Origin of the sequence: Saccharopolyspora sp. CA-218241 (assembly GCF_050954615.1) — a bacterium.
Taxonomy (GTDB): domain Bacteria; phylum Actinomycetota; class Actinomycetes; order Mycobacteriales; family Pseudonocardiaceae; genus Saccharopolyspora; species Saccharopolyspora cebuensis.
In genome coordinates this window covers 870,229-887,035 of record NZ_CP191860.1, presented here as the reverse complement: position 1 = coordinate 887,035, position 16,807 = coordinate 870,229, and the positions used below count along the sequence as shown (strand labels likewise).

Genomic DNA, 16,807 nt, shown 5'->3' with positions numbered 1-16,807 from the left:
GGTGGCGGAACCTCAGCGGCCTGCTCGCTCCGGGCGCCCTTCCTCATGTACCAAACACGTACACAGCGTCAGGGCGTCCTCGCGAGAAGACCGCTGAGAACCCGCGGCGGTGCAAGCTGCGAGGGTGGGGCAGAGCGGAAGCGGCTTTCGCCGCTTGCCTGACGGTGGTTGGCTCGTGTTCGGGCGTGCGCGGCTTCGCCGCTTCGGTTCCGGTGACCGGTCAGACGTGGGTTTCGACGAAGGCGATGAGGGCGTCCACCGCGAGTTCGGCCTGCCGTCCGCGGCCGAAGCCGTGGTCGACGCCCTCGTAGGGGTGGAGCTGGACGGTGGTGCCGCGGCGGCGGAGTTCGGCGGCGAAGTCGAGGCTCTGCTCCAGCGGCACCAGGGAATCGGCGGTGCCCTGCTGGATCAGGAACGGCGGCTCGGCACCGGAGACGCCCTCGATCGGGCTGGCCGCCGCCGCGCGCTCCGGGCATTCCGCGGGCAGGCAGCCGAGCAGCCGAACGATCACCTTTTCGGCGTAGGGCGTCAGCTCGGCGTACTTGGCCTGCGCCTCGGCGCTGAGGTCGGTCGGCCCGAACCAGTCCAGCACCGCGCGGATCCCGGTCAGCCCGCCGCCCGGCACCGCCGGATCATCGGTCGCCACCCCGAGCTGCGCGACGAGGTGACCGCCCGCCGACGCGCCCCACAGCGCCACCCGGTCCGGATCCAGCCCCCACCGGTCGGCGTTGCGCTGCAACCAGCGCACCGCGTCGCTGACGTCGAACACCTGCGCCGGGGCCGGGGCGACCGTGGTCAGTCGGTAGTCCACGGTGGCCACCGCGTACCCGCGCGCCAGCAACCGTTCGGCGGCCAGCGCCTCGGCGGTGCGCCGATCGGCGTCGAGGGTGCGCTCGCCCGCGTCCCAGCCGCCGCCGTGCGCGTAAACCACCAGCGGCACCGGTTCGCCGCTCGCCTCGGGCAGGAACAGGTCCAGCGCCAGCGGACCGGAGCCGCGCTCGGCGTAGACGGCACCGCGCACGACCTCGGCGGCACCGAGGTCCGCGGCGGCGGTGCGCGGGGCCGGGACGTCGGCGCTCGACGCGCGGGAGCACCCGGTGGCGACCAGCACGGCCAGTCCGGCGCACAGCGCCACCACCCGCCTCAGCACCACAGCACTCCCCGACCCGAGATTCACCCGATCAAGTGAGCTTAACAAGATCAGGATGAGCCCCGGGACGGTTTCGGCACGCCCGCCCGCAGCAGTCTCGACCCGACGGAGAACCGACGCCGACGCTCCCGTCACCCGTCCGTGAACTGAGTGAGGGGCACCCTTGTCCGAGTAACTTGGGCAAGGGTGCCCCTCACCTCGTCAACGCCGTCTGAAGCGGCTGACGTGCACCTCCCCGGTGCCGCTGGGGTTCCGCCGCCCGCACCGCTACGGCAGGCGAGCCGCCGAACCCCCGTCCGCGGCGTGTTGTTCCGCTGCCAGGAAGTGCGCCGTCCTGGCGGTCGCCTCGTAGAGGTCGCGGTAGTGCTCGTAGAACCGCTCGTAGCGCTCGCTGCGCTCCGGGTCGGGGCGCACCACCGAGGTCACCGGGTTCCAGCCGTCCGGGTCGATGGCGCTGCCGGTGGCGATCCCGGCCAGCAGCGCGTCACCGTAGGCGGCACCGACCGTCTCCGCCGGGATCTGCTGCTCCCGCCCGGCGATGTCGGTGACGATCTGCGTCCACAGGCCGCCCTGGGTGCCGCCGCCGACGGCGACCAGCCGGTCCGCCGCGCCGCCCGCCTCGGCCATCGCCTCCAGGTTGTGCCGGACGCCGAAGCCGATGCCCTCCAGCGCCGCCCGGTACAGCTCGGCCCGGCCGTGCGCGGTGGTCAGCCCGGCCAGCACGCCGCGGGCGTCCGGGTCGAAGATCGGTGTCCGCTCCCCCGCGAAGTAGGGCAGCAGCAGGAGCCCGCGGCTGCCCGCCGGGACCTCGCCCGCATCGGCGACGAGCTGCGCGAAGTCGCCGTCGAACAGCCCGCGCAGCCACTCGGTGACCGCGCCGGAGGTGGCCATCCCGGCGGCCAGCGTGTAGGTGTCCGGGAACGCCCCGCAGGTGCCCCACAGCGCCGGGTGCGGCCGGGGATCGGTGAGCACCTGGACGAAGAACATCGTGGTGCCGTACATCAGCATCACGTCGCCGGGCGCCCGGACGCCGACGCTGGTGGCCTCCGCCCAGGCGTCGATGGTGCCCGCGGTGACCGGCAGCCCCTCCGGCAACCCGGTCTCGGCCGCCGCCTCGGCACCGACCCGGCCGACCACCTCCGTGGACCAGACCAGCTCCGGCAGCGGCAGGTCGGGGGCGACCTCCGGCGCCCACTTCGCCGACCAGGTCCGCTCGTGCAGGTCGTAGAGCGGATCGCACTGGCTGGCCGAGTGGTGGTCGAGCACGTACCGGCCGGTGAGCCGGTGCACCAGGTAGGAGCTGCACATCAGCAGCATCTCGGTGCGCCGGTAGACCTCCGGCTCGCGCTCGGCCAGCCAGCGGATCTTCGGGCCGACGGCCTGGCTGGTCAGCGCCGAACCGCCGCGCCGCAGGATCTCCTCGGCGCCGAGCTCCTCGGTGAGCGCGTCGATCTGGGCGGTGGCGCGGGTGTCCACCCCGTAGAGGACGGCCGGGCGCAGCGGGTTCCCCGCGCCGTCGGCGGGCAGCAGCACCGGACCGATGCCGCTGACGCCCAGCCCGGCCAGCTGCCTGCCCTCCGCGGCGGGCAGCAGTTCCCGCACCAGCGCGACGAAATCGGCCCACCACACCGACTCGGCGTCGTGCTCGACCCAGCCGGGATGCGGGTAGGAGGTCTCGTGCGGTCGGCTCGCCCGGGCGATGATCCGGCCGTCCGCGGCGACCAGCACCCCCTTCGAGCTCGACGTCCCGATGTCGATGCCGAGCAGCACCTGGTCCATCCGCCCCGCCTCCTCGTCGTCGTCGCGGACAGCTTTTCAGCCCCGGGTCCACTCGTCGAGGCGGATGTCGAGCTGATCCGCGACCGCCCGCAGCGCCTCGCGGTGATCACCCGGCACGGCGTGGATGTGGTTGGCGCCGAACTTCGACAGGAACAGCTCGCCGGGCGCGTCCAGCCGGGCGAACGCGTGCGGCCACTCCGGGGTGGACTGGTCGACGAGCTCCTGGTTGGTCGCCGCGTCGTAGCTCTCGAAGTCGCCGAGCATGAGCTGGAGCCGGTAGCGCCCGTCCTCGCGGGTGAGCCGTCCCAGCGTCATCTGCCCGGGCGCGGCGATGTGCTGCACCGAGGCACCGCCCGCAGGGAAGAAGAACACCTCCGGGTAGAAATTCACCTTCGCCAGGTTCTCCGCCGGGTCGTCGCTGCGCGCGGCGTACCAGGTGGCGTGCTGACCGGAGTTGCACAGGTCCCAGATGTCGCGGTCGGCGTGGTAGTGCCGGACGTCGGCGAACAGCACCGGGGTGCGCGCCACGGACTTGAACAGCTGCATGGTCAGCGCGCCGTCCATGTCGGCCTCGGTGGCGCAGACGTGCGGTTCCTTCGGGCCGTTCCAGTCGTAGGGGTCGTTGAGGAACGCCTCGGTGACGTCCATCGTCGCGAAGTTCTCGGTGAGCTCGGGCTGCGCCTTGATCCCGGAGAAGTCCAGGTTCCGCTCCGCGATGACGTCCCGGATCGCCAGGTAGGAGCGGATCTGGCGCTCCAGCAGCTCCGGGGTGAGCTTCGCACCGTCGTAGTGCACCCCGGCGGCGTGCCGCTCGATCCACTCGCGGGCCGCCCGGGCCTCCGCGGCGTCGGCCTTCTCGGCGCGCAGCACCAGTTCGTACTGGTCGATCTCCTCGACGTCGATGCCGAAGGTGCGCATCCACTGGTCGGTGTTGGCGACGGCGGTGTTCATGCCCATCGGACGACCGCCGAAGCGCCCGAAGGTGGACCCGCGCAGCGCCGAGACGGCCGCGGCCGCGGTGGCCCGCGCCCCGATCCGCCGGGCCAGCTCGGCGTCGTCGGGGGCGCCCCAGGCGCGGACGTGGCTGCGCCCGATCTGGTCCAGCGCGCCGCCCGCGGCCAGCATCCCGACCAGCCCGGGTTCGGTGGGGTCGGTGGAGGCCACCAACACCAGCGGGCTCCGGGTGGCATCGGCGGCGAGCATGGTGAAGTGCGGGAACGCCCAGACCGCGTAGTACAGGACGGTGACGTCCACGTCGGCGGCGGCGACCTCCCGCGCCACCGAGGTCGCCAGGTCGTTGGTGGCGACCAGCTCGCGGCCCACCACCACGTCGTGCCCGGCGGACCGCAGCGAGGCCACGAGTCCGTCCTGCTTGGACTGGATGAAGGACGCGTTGCGCGCGTGCACGTGGTCACGACCGTCGGAAATGCTGATGACACCGATGCGGGCCACGGTTCCTCCCTGGATCTGCGACAGACGGCGTTGGCTGCTGGGGACGTCCGCGGCGTGCTCGAGGCCGGCTCGCCGCAGTCGTGGAGACGCCACGACGGGAGTATGAGCAATCGTTTTCCCGGACGCTATTCTGGTCTGGCGTGGAGTGTCAAGGCGGGCGGGCCGCGATCACGCGGCCAGCGGAGGAGGACAACGTGGCCACCATCAGCGATGTCGCGCACCGCGCGGGGGTGTCGACCGCGACCGTGTCCCGCGCGCTCAACGGCAAGAGCACGGTGGACCCGGAACTGGCGGCGCGGGTGCAGTCCGCCGCGGCCGAGCTCGGCTACCGCCCCAACGGGCCGGCCCGCAACCTGCGCAAGCAGGCCACGGCGGTGCTCGCGCTGATCATCTCCGACGTGGAGAACCCGTTCTTCACCGCGGTCGCGCGGGGTGTGGAGGACGTCGCGCACGCCGCCGGGTACTCGCTGGTGCTGTGCAACTCCGACGACGAGCCGGCCAAGGAGCGCGAGTACATCGACGTGGCGCTCCAGGAGCGGGTGGCGGGCATCCTGCTCACCCCGACCGGGGACGCCGACAGCGCCGAGCTGCTCGCCCGGTACGCGCTGCCGGTGGTCGCGGTGGACCGGCCGCTGCCCGACTCGACGGGGGACGCGGTGCTGGTGGACAGCAGGCGCGCCGCCGAGCAGGCCGTGCTGCACCTGGCCGAGCAGGGCTACCGCCGGATCGGCTGCCTCACCGGTCCGCGCGGCGTGCTCACCGCCGACGACCGGCTCGCCGGTTACCGGGGCGGGCTGCGCGCCGCCGGGCTGGCCGGGTCCGACGAGCTGGTGCGGCGTTCGGAGTTCCGGGCGACCGGAGCCGAGGCCGCGGCCCGCTCGCTGCTGGCCGAGGCCGCGCCGGACGCGCTGCTGGTGGCCAACAACGCGATGGCCGTGGGCGTGCTGGCGGCGCTGGCCGAACTGGGTCGGCGGCCGGGGCGCGACGTCGGCGTGGTCGCCTTCGACGACGCGCCGTGGACCACGCTGATCGATCCGCCGCTGACCGTCGTGGCCCAGCCCGCCTACGACATGGGCGCGCTGGCCGCCCGGCTGCTGCTGGACCGGATCGCGGGCGCCCGCGGCGAGGTCTCCACCAGCACGCTGTCCGCGCACCTGGTGCCGCGCGGGAGCAGCACGCGGGGGTGAGCGCCGGTCGGCACCCACCCCCGCGATCAAGCGGTCAGCGATCGCGCCACCCGAGCTGCTCGCGGATCGCCTCCGGCATCCACCGGTCGGCGTCCTCCGGCACCTGGGGCCCCGGGCCCGGGGTCGGCGCGGTACCGGACTGCGGCTCGGCCGCCGGCCGCTCGGTCGAGGCCCCCTGCTCCGACGGGACCTGGCCCGATGGCACCGGCACCGACGGCACCTGCTCCGACGGGCGCTGCTCGGTCGGCACCTGCTCCGACGGGGCCTGCGGCGGGATCGGCGACTCCGGTGCGGGCGGGGCGGGGTCCGGCACCCGCTGCGCCGGGAACCCGCCGTACCAGTAGGCCGTGGAGCTGTAGATCCCCGGCTCGTCGTTGCCCGGCCCGTGCTCGATGCCCGCCCGCAGCGCGGTGCGGAACGGCACGGCGTCGTTGATCAGCAGTCGGTAGGTGCCGGTGCAGTCGTACTGGCAGCCGTCGTTGGCCATCTCGTGCGACGGGTTGCCGATCAGCGGCATCGAGAACGTGGTGCCGAACCGGAAGTACCAGCCCGACTCGTAGAAGTCCTCGGTACCGGTGCCGTGCCAGGCCGGCTCGGACGCGCCGTCGACGTAGAACCGCTCGTCGCCCTCCAGGTAGTTGCGCTGGTTGGCGGCGCGGGGCTGCGCGAGCGTGCCGGGCCGCTCGTCCGACAGCGGCCGGCTCGTCTGGGGAGTGGCGTTCGGCGGGATCAGCCCGCGCATGCTGTGCGTGACCCCGTAGAAGGTGCCCGCCCCGGTGGCGTCCAGGAAGTTCCAGTCCTGCCCGGGCACGGTCCGGCCGTGGTGGTGCGTGGCGTGGAAGTAGCCGGTGTCCGGGCCGACCTGCGTCGGCGCGCTGGTGACCTCGACGGTGGCGCCCTGGATCGGGACGTCGCTGCCGTTGACGATCTCGACGGTCGCGCCCTGGCGGAACGGCATCGGCCACCAGGAGGTGTACCAGCCGTCCATGCCGGGGTCGATCGAGCTCATCAGGCTGCGCACGTCGTGCTCGCCGAGCCCGGAGCCGAAGAACTCTCCGATCGGCGCGTCCACGGTCGTGCGGCCGTCGAAGCTGATCCGCAGCCGGGCGCCTTCGAGCACCGCGTCGGAGGCGGTGACGTCGCGCTGCGCGGTCGGGTAGCGCCCGATCAGCTTGGTGCGCTCGAACACCCGGTTGTCGATCCGGTAGCCGTGCGCGGCCTGCTCACCGGGGTGCGAGGGGCCGAGGTCGAGCACGTCGGTGCGCTCCCACTCGCCGCCGACCCGGCTGTGCACGTCGTAGCGGAACTCGTTGACGTCCACCGCCGCCGAGACGAACCGGTTGTCGATGGTCACCTCGGACTTGCCCGCGGTGATCGTGCCGGGCACCTCGATGATCTCCACGCCCCAGCGGCCCGGGGCCGCCGCGCCGCTGCGCCACTGGCCGACGTGCACGCCGTCCACCCGCACGTCCGCGACCTGGTTGGCGACCTGCGGGTCGAAGCGGCGGATCAGCCGGATGCCGTCGTTGGCCGGGTCCACCCGCATCCGGAACGAGCTGCCGCCACCGGGACCGTAGGCGTAGCCGTCGTCGACGACCTGCGGGCTGGCCACCACCTGCGGGAGCCGCACCCGAAGCTGGTCGATCGCGGCGGGCCCGGTCAGCTCGGCGACGGTGGTCGAGGCACCGGGCGCGAGGTCGAAGTCGCGCCGGACCGGCACGGACCCCGGGGCCGCCGGCTTCGGGTCCGAGACGCCGAAGGCGCGCAGCCGGTCGAGCACGTCGCGGGCCGGATCGCCCGGGTCGAAGGTCTGCACGCCGCTGGCGTCCGGGAAGGTCCGGTAGCCGACGTGGTAGAAGTACGGGTTGTTCTGCACGGTCACCCGCATGGACTCGCGGTAGGGCATCGGCACCTTGATCACCGCGCCGCCCGCGGTGTCGTCGGCGTTGCCGACCAGCGGCCAGGCGAACGGCGCCCCGAGCCGACCGCTGACCACGTCGACCAGCGGTGCGTCCAGCACGACCCGGCCGTCCAGCTCGATGATGATGTTGCCGGTCGCGGTGACGTCGCCGAGCGGTTCGCGGGTGAACCAGATCGACGAGATCTCCCCGGCCCCGGTGTGCTCGGCGATCACGCAGCCCTGGCCGGACTGCCGCAGGCACGAGTAGGTGCCGTTGAAGCCGTCGTCGTTGCCGCCGGTGCGGTCGTAGCTGGAGAACTGCAACGACTCCTCACCGGTGCGCGACCGGGCCAGTCCGTCGAGGTCCCGGTAGGTCTCCCAGCCGACGGGGCCGCGGGCGCGTTCGGCCGCGGCGCCGCCCGGCGGTTCGGCGGGCTGCTGCCCGTGGGCCGGACCCGCGGCGATGAGGCCGACGGCGAGCGCCGCGACCCCCGCTCCCGCGCCGAACCGGCGCCACGGAATTCGGCGTCTCCGGTGCGATGGACCGCGCCGATCACCATTCCTGAGCATCGATGCTCGCCTCCCTGCGCACACCACTTGCCGCTGCGGTCGGGGAATTCATTCCGACAGCGGTTCACGATTACAATTCCGATTTCGCGATCACATCGCGTGGAGAAACCGACTCGATGTTCGCAGGCGAAAATGTGAAGAGTCGGCACTCCGAGTCGTTCGGGCGTGTCGTGCGATTTGACGGGTTCACCTGATCAGATGGTCACCGAAATTCCCGGCCTCGACTACCCCCATCCAGGTGGCGTTGCGGTGGCACTCGAGTCCACTTCGGATTAGTCGCGCGCAGCGGTGCGGGCGGCCCCGGCCGGAATGCCGGGGCCGCCCGCGTCGACGGCCGGATCAGCCCTCGTTCAGCCGGGCGTAGACCGCCGCGGCGTTGTCCTTCGTGATCAGCTCGGTCGGCAGGGTCTGCGTCTTGGGCACCTCGGTGCAGTCGATCAGCAGCGCCTTCGCGGCGGCGACCGCTTCCTCGCCGCCGGTCGGGTACAGGTTCGTCGCGTCCAGCCGGCCGGCCTCCACGGCCTTGATGCCGCCGGAGGGGATCGGCAACCCGTCGATGCCGACGAACATCAGGTCGTCGCGGCCCGCCGCCTGCGCCGCCAGGAAGGCACCTTCGGCCATCGGGTCGTTGTGCGCGTACACCGCGCGCACGTCGGGGTGGGACTTCAGCAGCGCGTCCGCCTTCTCCTGCGCCACCGAGCGCTCCCACTCCCCGTCCGCGGTGGCGACGATCTCGATTCCCGAGCCCTGGATTCCCTGCCGGAAGCCGTCGGCGCGCTCCTTGGCCGGAGTGGATCCGGAAAGTCCCTGGATTTCGAGGATCTTCCCGCCTTCCGGCAGCAACGTCCGGGCGAAGTGCTCACCGGCCTGCCTGCCGATCGCGACGTTGTCGGCTCCGATGTAGGTGGTGTAGGCGTCACCTTCGATCTTGCGGTCCAGCAGGATCACCGGCACGCCCCGGTTGTATGCCTTGGTGACCACATCGGTCAGCGGCGCGGCCTCGTTGGGCGAGATCATCAGCAGGTCCACCTGCTTGGTCAGGAAGTTCTCCACGTCCGTGACCTGCTTGGAGTTGTCCTTGGCCGCGTCGGCGAATTCCACTTCGAACTGCGGGACCTCCGCCGCCGCCTTCCGGATGTCCTCGTCCATCCGCACCCGGTACGGCTCGGCGAGGTTGGCCTGGCTCATGCCGATGGTGTACTGCCGGTCCGGACCCCCGCAGTGCGCGGACTGGTCCTGCGGCTGCGCCTGCCCGGTGTTCTCGCTGGTCGTGCCGCACCCGGCCGCGCCGAGAGCCGCGACGGCGCACCCGATGGCGAACAATGACCTCGTCGTCTTGCGCATGGTGCATCCCTTCCCAGTCGCTACGGCGCGGGCCGCAACCGCTGCAGCGCCGCCGCCGCGACGATCACCAGCCCCTTGATGAGCAGTTGCAGATCGGTGTTCACGCTGTTGAGGCTCAGGATGTTGTTGAGGATGCCCAGCAGCAGCGCCCCGGCGATGGTGCCGATCACCGATCCCCGGCCGCCCGCCAGGCTCGTCCCGCCGACCACGACGGCGGCGATGCCGTCGAGTTCGTAGGCGATCCCGTCGTTGGGGCTGCCCGCGTTGAGCTGCCCGGCGTGCACGATCCCCGCCAGCGCGGCGCAGAACCCGGCGATGCCGAACGCGATGATCTTCGTCCGGTTCACCGGCACGCCGGACAGCCGCGCCGCCTTCTCGTTGCCGCCGATGGCGTACAGGTGCCGGGAGAACGCGCTGCCCCGCAGGAACAGCACCGCGGCCACCGCGACGGCCAGGAAGATCAGCGCCGGGATCGGCACCACCCCGCCGAAGGTGCGCTCGCCCAGCAGCGAGAACAGCATCGGCGCCTGCCCCGGCCCTTCGCCGTAGGAGATCTGCACCGTCTCGCCGCCGGACCACATCCGGGCCAGCCCCCGGGCGATCTGCAGCCCGGCCAGCGTGACGATGAACGCCTGCACCCCCAGCAGCGCGACCGCGGTGCCCTGCAACAGCCCGAACACGATCCCGACCGCCAGCACCAGGACCACCGCGCCGAACACGCCGACGCCGTCGTGGACCATGAGCACCGCCGAGCCGACCGCGGCCAGCCCGAGCACCGAGCCCACCGACAGGTCGATGCCGCCGATCAGGATCACGAAGGTCAGGCCGATCGCGATGATCCCGATCTCCGAGACCGCGCGCACGATGTTGAACAGGTTGTCGCCGGTGAGGAACAGGATCTGCCCCTCGTCGCCGCGCGGCGAGAACACGATCGCGGCCAGGAAGACCGCCACCAGCCCGAAGAAGCTCTGGAACCGGAACAGCGTCTCGGCGACGCCCGGCCGCCTCGGTGGGCCCCCGGTGCGGGGTTCTTCGACGACGTCGCTCATGGCGCACCTCCGCTCCCGACCACCGGGCCCGGATCGTCCGGGTGCACCGGCTCCCCCATCGCCGCCGCCAGCAGGTCGGCCTCGCCGACCTCGGCGGTGTCGAACTCCGCGACGCTGCGCCCGGCGCGCAGCACCACCACGCGCCGGCAGAGGCCGACGAGCTCGGGCAGCTCGGAGGACGCCAGCAGCACGCCGATGCCGCGCGCCGCGATCTCCCGGAGCAGCTCGTAGATCTCCGCCTTGGCACCGATGTCCACGCCGCGCGTCGGATCGTCGAGCAGCAGCAGCCCGGGTTCGGTGAGCAGCATCCGGCCGAACACGACCTTCTGCTGGTTCCCGCCGGACAGCGTGCCCACCGGATCGGCGATGTGGCCGAGCTTGACCTTGAGCCGCCGCACGGTCCGCTCGGTGGCGTCCACCTCGGCGCGGCGCCGGACCAGCCCGGCCATCCCCAGCTCGCCGAGGATCGACAGCACCGCGTTGGCCCGCACCGAATGGCCCAGCACCAGCCCGGAGGTCCGGCGGTCCTCGGGGACGAAGGCGATGCCCTGGCGCAACGCCCGGCGCGGACCCCCAGACCGCACCGGACGTCCCGACAGGGTCGCCGTCCCGTGCCACCGCCCGGGCGGACCGGCGCCGAACAGCGCTTCGAGCAGCTCGGTGCGCCCGCTGCCGAGCAGGCCGCAGAGCCCGACGATCTCCCCGGCGCGCACGGTCAGGTCGACCGCCGCCGGTTCGCGGCGGCCGACCCGCGGGCGGCGCGGGGTGATCCCGAACCCGGCCAGCGCCAGCAGCTCCGGCCCCGGCTCCGGGTGCTCGGCCGCCAGCAGGGCGGGCACCGAGCGCCCGACCATCGCCTCGGCGGCCTGGGCGGCGGTCAGCTCCCGGGCGGCGAACTCGGCGACCACCCGGCCGTTGCGCAGCACCGTGGCGCGGTCGGCGACCCGGCCGATCTCGTCCATCCGGTGCGAGATGTAGACGATGCCGGTGCCCGCGCGCCGCAGTTCGGCGATCACCCCGAACAACCGGGTCACCTCGGCGTTGGACAGCGCGGAGGTCGGCTCGTCCATGATGAGCACCCGGGCGTCCAGGGCGAGCGCGCGGGCGATGGTGACCAGCTGCTGCTCGCCGACGCGCAGGCCGCCGACCGGGCGCTGCGGGTCGATGTCGATGCCGGTGCGCCGCAGCAGCTCCCGGGTGCGCGCGGCCATCCGCCTGCGGTCCACCACCCCGTAGCCGGTGCGCGGCTCGCGGCCGAGGTAGAGGTTCTCGGCGACGGTGAGCCCGGGGACGAGGTCGAGCTCCTGGTGGATCATCGCGATCCCGGCGCGCTGCGCGTCGACCGGCTTGGCGAAGGAGACCGGGCGGCCGTCGACGGTGATCGTCCCGGAATGGTCGGTGACGTCCCCCGAAAGGACCTTCATCAGGGTCGACTTGCCCGCGCCGTTCTCGCCGAGCAGCGCGTGCACCTCGCCGGCCGCCACCGAGAGGTCCACGTCGTCGCAGGCCAGGACGCCGCCGTAGCGCTTGGTGATGCCGCCCATCTCGACCAGTGCGCTCATCAGGCCTCCCGTCCCGCTGCCGCGAGAAAACGATTGCCCGGACGCTAGGACGGGTGGCCGTCCTGTGTCAAGGCTCACATCCCGGGCTCCAGTGAAGCGGCATCCGGTCGGCCGCACCAATCGAAGGGGCGATCCGCCGTCGCCCGAAGTGCCCGGAATTCACCCGCTCCGGACGCCGAAGTTCCGGAGAGGTGGCTCGGCCTCCGGTCCAGACCGTTACCGTGGGAACCTGTGACCGCTACCCGCGAGAGCCGAAGCGCCCCTCACCCCGGCCACGGTGCGCCCCGCTGGTCGGCACGCTCCGCCTTCGGCACCAGAGGATTGCCGCTGTGGGGGGCCGTGCTCGTCCCCGTCGGAGCGACCGCCCTCGGGACGCTGCTGGACGTCCTGATCTGGTCCAAGCCCGGGCTGCTGTTCAACACCCTGTTCGTCGTGGGGAGCCTCGCCGCGGTCGCGATGGTGCGGCGCCGGGGCGTGTTCGGGCCGATGGTGCAGGCGCCGCTGGTGCTCGTGCTGGTGATGCCGATCGTCATGCTGCTGGTCGGCTCGGGCGGAGGCGGCGGGCTGGCCGGGATGGCGCTGGCCGTGGTGAACCCGCTCATCAGCAGTTTCCCGATCATGGCCAGCACCACCGCCATCGCCCTGGGTATCGGACTCGTTCGCATGTTCGTTACAGAGCGGGAATCCGCGCGCGAACCCGCCGAGATCGCCGAAAGCGACGCGGAGACCAAGAAGCGGCGCAAGCCCGCGAAGCGCCGCGACGACAGCGGCGAGGAACGCCCGCGCCGGCGCGACCCGGACGCCCGACCCGCCAAGGCCCGCGCCGAACGCCCGCAGCGGGGCGAGCGGTCGGCCAAAGGCGAGCGCGCCGCCAAGCCGGACCGGTCCTCCCGGGAACGCGCCCGCCCGGCCGAGGCCGAGCGCGGGCGCTCCCCGCAGGGGCGCTCGCGCGGCGAGTCCCGCGCCGCCGAGGAGCGCCCGCGCCGCGCCCAGCCCGGTCGCGGGCAGCCCGAGCGCGGCAAGCCGGAGCGCGCGCAACCGGAACGCGGTCGTCCCGAGCGCCCCCAGCCCGAGCGCGGCAGGCCCGCCCCGGGTCGCGGCGCGGCGCCGAGGCAGACGCCCGGCCGCCCCCGCCCGCCCGAATCGGACCCGCGCCAGCCCCGCCGACCGCGCCGCGACGGCCCGCAAGGCTGACCCGAGACGACGAACGGCCCCGCGACCGCAGCTGGTCGCGGGGCCGTCGACGTCTCGCGGCGAGTTCGGCGTCAGCGCACGCCCTTGGGGTTGCGCGGGTTCTCGTCCAGGTCCTTGCGCAGCTCGCGGGGCAGCGCGAAGGTGACCTTCTCGTTGGCCGTGGTGACCTCGTCCACGTGCTCCCAACCGCGCTCGGCGAGGAAGTCGAGCACCTGGAACACCAGCACGTCCGGCACCGACGCACCGCTGGTCACCCCGACGGTGCCGACGCCGTCGAGCCACGCCGGGTCGACCTGGTCGGCGTAGTCGACCAGGTACGAGGCCGTCGCGCCGGCCTGCAGCGCCACCTCGACCAGCCGCTTGGAGTTCGACGAGTTCTGCGAGCCGACCACGATCACCAGGTCGCACTCGGCGGCCATCGCCTTGACCGCGTCCTGCCGGTTCGAGGTGGCGTAGCAGATGTCGTCGCTGGGCGGCGCCTGCAAGTCCGGGAACCGGCCCTTGAGCTGGTCCACCCGCTCCATCGTCTCGTCCACGCTGAGCGTGGTCTGGGACAGCCACACGACCTTGTTCGGGTCGCGGATCTCGACCTTGTCGACGTCCTCGGGCTTGTCGACGAGCTGCACCCGCTCCGGCGCCTCGCCCGCGGTGCCCTCGACCTCCTCGTGCCCCTCGTGGCCGATCAGCAGGATGTCGTAGTCGTCCCGGGCGAACCGGTTGACCTCCTTGTGGACCTTGGTCACCAGCGGGCAGGTCGCGTCGATGGTGCGCAGGTTGCGCCGCTTCGCCTCCTCGTGCACCGCGGGCGACACCCCGTGCGCGGAGAAGACGACCATCGCGCCTTCCGGCACCTCGTCGGTCTCGTCGACGAAGATCACGCCGCGCTCGCGCAGCGTCTCGACGACGTGCTTGTTGTGCACGATCTCCTTGCGCACGTAGATCGGTGCGCCGTAGGTCTCCAGGGCCTTCTCCACGGTGATCACCGCGCGATCGACACCAGCGCAGTACCCGCGCGGCTTGGCCAGCAGGACCCGCTTGGTCGGCTGGGTTCCCTGATCGGCGTCGGTGGCCTGGGGCGAGGTCGTCATGGCATCCAGGGTACGGACCACGCCGGTTCCGGTCAGCCCAGGCGTCCCGGCGGTCCCGCAGCACGTCAGCACTGGTCGCCGCGCAGCGGTCGGCCCCCGTCGACCGGGGGTCACCGCCGGTTCACCCGGACGGCGGGAAGACTTCCCCAGCCCGGACGGCCGGGCTGCTTCCGGACACGCCCTGGGCAGGTGGCCCCCGCGTGCGGCAGGCTGGGTCCATGCGATCGCTCCCCCTCCCGCTCCGGGTCGCCGCCGGTGTCGCGGCCACTGCGGTCGAGCAGGCCCGCGCCCTGCCCGGGCACCTGGTCGGACTGCCCGTCACGATGGCCAGCGAGGCGCTCCAGCTCTCGATGCGGGTCCAGCAGCAGGTGACCGAGCTCGCGATCAAGGGCGACACCGCGCTGGCCGGGTTCCGGCGCGCCGAGGAACAGCCGTCCTGGGCGACCTTCGACGAGGACGAGACCGAGGAGCCGGCGGAGGAGCCCGAGGTGCTCTCCTCGGAACTCGACGTGCTGCCGGAGTACGACAACCTCACGCTGCCCCAGCTCCGGGGCAAGCTGCGCGCCTTCGGCCCCGACGAGCTGGAGCGGCTGCTCGCCCACGAGCAGGCGCACGGCCGGCGCCCCGAGTTCGTCCGGATGCTGTCCAACCGGCTGGAGCGCCTACGCTCGCGGTGATCCCGCCGGACCGAATCGAGGAGTCGAGCTGAGTTCCCCCACCAGCCCCGAGGAGCCGTGGCCGGTACGCACGGTCGCGCGCAAGATCGCCGAGTGGATCAACCGGCTCGGCGCGCTGTGGGTGGAGGGCCAGATCACCCAGATCTCGCTGCGCCCCGGCGCCGCCACCGCCTTCCTCACCCTGCGCGATCCCTCCGCCGACGTGTCGCTGACGCTAACCTGCTCGGCGGCGATGCTGCGCCGGATGGACCCGCCGCTGGCCGACGGCAGCCGGGTCGTGGTGCACGGCAAGTTCTCGTACTTCGTCAACCGGGGCACGCTGAGCCTGCGCGTCGACGAGATCCGCGCGGTGGGCATCGGCGAGCTGCTGGCCCGGATCGAGCGGCTCCGCAAGCTGCTCGCCGCCGAAGGGCTGTTCGACGCCGCGCGCAAGCGCCCGCTGCCGTTCCTGCCGAACCGGGTGGGGCTGATCACCGGGCGGGCCTCGGCCGCCGAGCACGACGTGCTGACCAACGCGCGGCTGCGCTGGCCCGCGGTCCGGTTCGAGGTGCGCAACGTCGCCGTGCAGGGCGCCTCCGCGGTGCCGCAGATCCTCAGCGCGCTCGACGAGCTGGACCGCGCCCCCGAGGTCGACGTGATCGTCCTCGCGCGCGGCGGCGGCAGCGTCGAGGACCTGCTGCCGTTCTCCGACGAGGCGCTGTGCCGGGCGGTGTCGCGCTGCCGGACGCCGGTGGTCAGCGCCATCGGCCACGAACCGGACAGCCCGGTCGTCGACCACGTGGCCGACGTGCGCTGCTCGACGCCCACCGGGGCGGGCAAGCGGATCGTGCCGGACGTGGCCGAGGAGACCCAGCGCGTCCACCAGCTCCGGGACCGGGCGCGGCGGGCCCTGCACGGCTGGGTGGACCGGGAGCGCAGGCTGCTCGACGCGCTGCGCAGCAGGCCCGTCCTCGCCGACCCGCACGGCCCCCTGGACCAGCGCGCTGAGCAGGTCGAACTGCTCCGCGACCGGTCCCGCCGGGCGATCACCGCGGTGCTCACCGCCGAACAGCAATCCCTGGCCGCGACCAGATCGCGCTTGACGACCTTGGGCCCGGCGGCCACGCTGGCCCGTGGCTACGCGATCGTGCAGCGCGTCGACGGGGTGGACGGCGTGCTCCGGTCGGTCGACGACGCGCCCCCGGGCACCCGGCTGCGGGTGCGGGTCGCCGACGGCGCCGTCCACGTGGTCGTCCCCGGGCAGGCCGACGAGGACTGAGGACCGCCCCGGTAGCGGATGCGCGGGTACCTCGGACGCTCCGGCGCCCTCGCGAGGCGACGACCCCGGCGGCGGTGCAGCCGAGCGCCCACCGCGAGCGGCTCCGCCGCTTCCCGAAAGGACTGAGGCAGTGCACCCGACGCCGGAACCCGCGTTCCTCCCGCTGACGATCGGCGTGTCGCGGACGGCGGCGTCCGCGCCCGAGGATCCCGGACGCGTTCGCGCGGGTGAGGTCCGGCGGTGCGCCGAGGCCGCCGACACCGCCGCGGCGGGCTGCTGGGCCGCGCTGCTCGGCGGCTGCCACCCGGCCGAGCGCGCGGAGCTGCCGTCCCGGCTGCGGGCGCTGGCCGAGGCCGCCTCCTGCTACACCGGCCGCACCTGGTGGCTCGGCGGCGGGTCGGCGCACCGGCGTAGGGTCACCGAAGCCCAGCTCCGCATCAACGACGCGGTGCGCGAGGGCGACGGTGCCGAGTTCGCCGAGGCGTTCGTCGGCTACGACCAGGCGCTGGCGACCGCCGTGGTGTCGGTGCGCAGTGCTCCCGAACGAGAACGGCTGGAGAGTCCCACCCCGTGACCACGAGCGACCGGACCGGTTCC

General features: G+C 73.1%; 13 protein-coding genes. 5 read left to right on the top strand and 8 right to left on the bottom strand.

From position 1 onward, the window contains the following. Positions 1–220: 220 nt before the first annotated feature. From ACQP0T_RS04435 to ACQP0T_RS04425, 3 genes are all read right to left on the bottom strand, one after another. Positions 221–1,150, bottom strand: a complete 930-nt coding sequence (locus ACQP0T_RS04435; RefSeq protein ID WP_433871430.1) for an alpha/beta hydrolase fold domain-containing protein — start codon at positions 1,148–1,150, stop codon at positions 221–223. Between the two features lie 267 nt (positions 1,151–1,417). After that, the gene (locus tag ACQP0T_RS04430) at positions 1,418–2,929 is read right to left on the bottom strand and encodes an FGGY-family carbohydrate kinase (protein WP_433871429.1); all 1,512 of its coding nucleotides are present in this window, start codon (positions 2,927–2,929) and stop codon (positions 1,418–1,420) included. Positions 2,930–2,965: 36 nt separating this feature from the next. Beyond that, positions 2,966–4,381, bottom strand: a complete 1,416-nt coding sequence (locus ACQP0T_RS04425) for an L-fucose/L-arabinose isomerase family protein (protein WP_433871428.1) — start codon at positions 4,379–4,381, stop codon at positions 2,966–2,968. 194 nt (positions 4,382–4,575) lie between these two features. Here ACQP0T_RS04425 and ACQP0T_RS04420 point away from each other — a divergent pair, with 194 nt between their 5' ends. Further along, positions 4,576–5,568 carry a LacI family DNA-binding transcriptional regulator gene (locus ACQP0T_RS04420; RefSeq protein ID WP_433871427.1) on the top strand — a complete coding sequence of 331 codons (993 nt, stop codon included), beginning with the start codon at positions 4,576–4,578 and terminating at the stop codon, positions 5,566–5,568. A gap of 34 nt (positions 5,569–5,602) precedes the next feature. Here the strand turns inward: ACQP0T_RS04420 and ACQP0T_RS04415 are convergent, their stop codons facing one another. The 4 genes from ACQP0T_RS04415 to ACQP0T_RS04400 form a co-directional block, all read right to left on the bottom strand. Then, positions 5,603–8,038 (bottom strand): DUF2961 domain-containing protein, encoded by a 2,436-nt coding sequence (locus ACQP0T_RS04415; protein ID WP_433871426.1) that lies wholly within the window; start codon positions 8,036–8,038, stop codon positions 5,603–5,605. Between the two features lie 339 nt (positions 8,039–8,377). Then, entirely contained in the window at positions 8,378–9,382 is a 1,005-nt protein-coding gene (locus ACQP0T_RS04410) for a substrate-binding domain-containing protein (protein ID WP_433871425.1), read from the bottom strand. 20 nt (positions 9,383–9,402) lie between these two features. Beyond that, positions 9,403–10,431, bottom strand: a complete 1,029-nt coding sequence (locus ACQP0T_RS04405; RefSeq protein WP_433871424.1) for an ABC transporter permease — start codon at positions 10,429–10,431, stop codon at positions 9,403–9,405. Further along, on the bottom strand, positions 10,428–11,993 hold the full coding sequence (locus ACQP0T_RS04400) for a sugar ABC transporter ATP-binding protein (protein WP_433871423.1): 1,566 nt from the start codon (positions 11,991–11,993) through the stop codon (positions 10,428–10,430). The genes ACQP0T_RS04405 and ACQP0T_RS04400 overlap by 4 nt, the downstream gene beginning before the upstream one ends. Before the next feature lie 231 nt (positions 11,994–12,224). On the opposite strand from ACQP0T_RS04400, the gene ACQP0T_RS04395 reads away from it, so the two are divergent. Beyond that, a complete protein-coding gene (locus ACQP0T_RS04395; protein WP_433871422.1) occupies positions 12,225–13,187 on the top strand; it encodes a DUF6542 domain-containing protein in 963 nt (320 codons plus the stop codon). Between the two features lie 71 nt (positions 13,188–13,258). Here ACQP0T_RS04395 and ACQP0T_RS04390 read toward each other — a convergent pair whose 3' ends face one another. Further along, entirely contained in the window at positions 13,259–14,275 is a 1,017-nt protein-coding gene (locus ACQP0T_RS04390; protein ID WP_433871421.1) for a 4-hydroxy-3-methylbut-2-enyl diphosphate reductase, read from the bottom strand. A 218-nt stretch (positions 14,276–14,493) separates the two neighbouring features. Between ACQP0T_RS04390 and ACQP0T_RS04385 the strand changes: the two genes are divergently transcribed. The 3 genes from ACQP0T_RS04385 to ACQP0T_RS04375 all read left to right on the top strand — a co-directional run bounded on the left by ACQP0T_RS04385 (position 14,494) and on the right by ACQP0T_RS04375 (position 16,784). After that, positions 14,494–14,952: a lipid droplet-associated protein gene (locus ACQP0T_RS04385; RefSeq protein WP_433871420.1), complete on the top strand. Its 459-nt coding sequence runs from the start codon at positions 14,494–14,496 to the stop codon at positions 14,950–14,952. A 28-nt stretch (positions 14,953–14,980) separates the two neighbouring features. After that, entirely contained in the window at positions 14,981–16,210 is a 1,230-nt protein-coding gene (gene xseA / locus ACQP0T_RS04380) for an exodeoxyribonuclease VII large subunit (protein ID WP_433873592.1), read from the top strand. 130 nt (positions 16,211–16,340) lie between these two features. After that, on the top strand, positions 16,341–16,784 hold the full coding sequence (locus ACQP0T_RS04375; protein ID WP_433871419.1) for a hypothetical protein: 444 nt from the start codon (positions 16,341–16,343) through the stop codon (positions 16,782–16,784). Positions 16,785–16,807 lie beyond the last annotated feature (23 nt).

Bases quoted from the DNA above. Each gene is read 5' to 3' on its own strand.
- ACQP0T_RS04430 (WP_433871429.1), bottom strand. From the start codon at position 2,929: ATGGACCAGGTGCTGCTCGGCATCGACATCGGGACGTCGAGCTCGAAG.
- ACQP0T_RS04415 (WP_433871426.1), bottom strand. From the start codon at position 8,038: ATGCTCAGGAATGGTGATCGGCGCGGTCCATCGCACCGGAGACGCCGA.
- ACQP0T_RS04410 (WP_433871425.1), bottom strand. From the start codon at position 9,382: ATGCGCAAGACGACGAGGTCATTGTTCGCCATCGGGTGCGCCGTCGCG.
- ACQP0T_RS04405 (WP_433871424.1), bottom strand. From the start codon at position 10,431: ATGAGCGACGTCGTCGAAGAACCCCGCACCGGGGGCCCACCGAGGCGG.
- ACQP0T_RS04400 (WP_433871423.1), bottom strand. From the start codon at position 11,993: ATGAGCGCACTGGTCGAGATGGGCGGCATCACCAAGCGCTACGGCGGC.
- ACQP0T_RS04390 (WP_433871421.1), bottom strand. From the start codon at position 14,275: ATGACGACCTCGCCCCAGGCCACCGACGCCGATCAGGGAACCCAGCCG.
- ACQP0T_RS04385 (WP_433871420.1), top strand. From the start codon at position 14,494: ATGCGATCGCTCCCCCTCCCGCTCCGGGTCGCCGCCGGTGTCGCGGCC.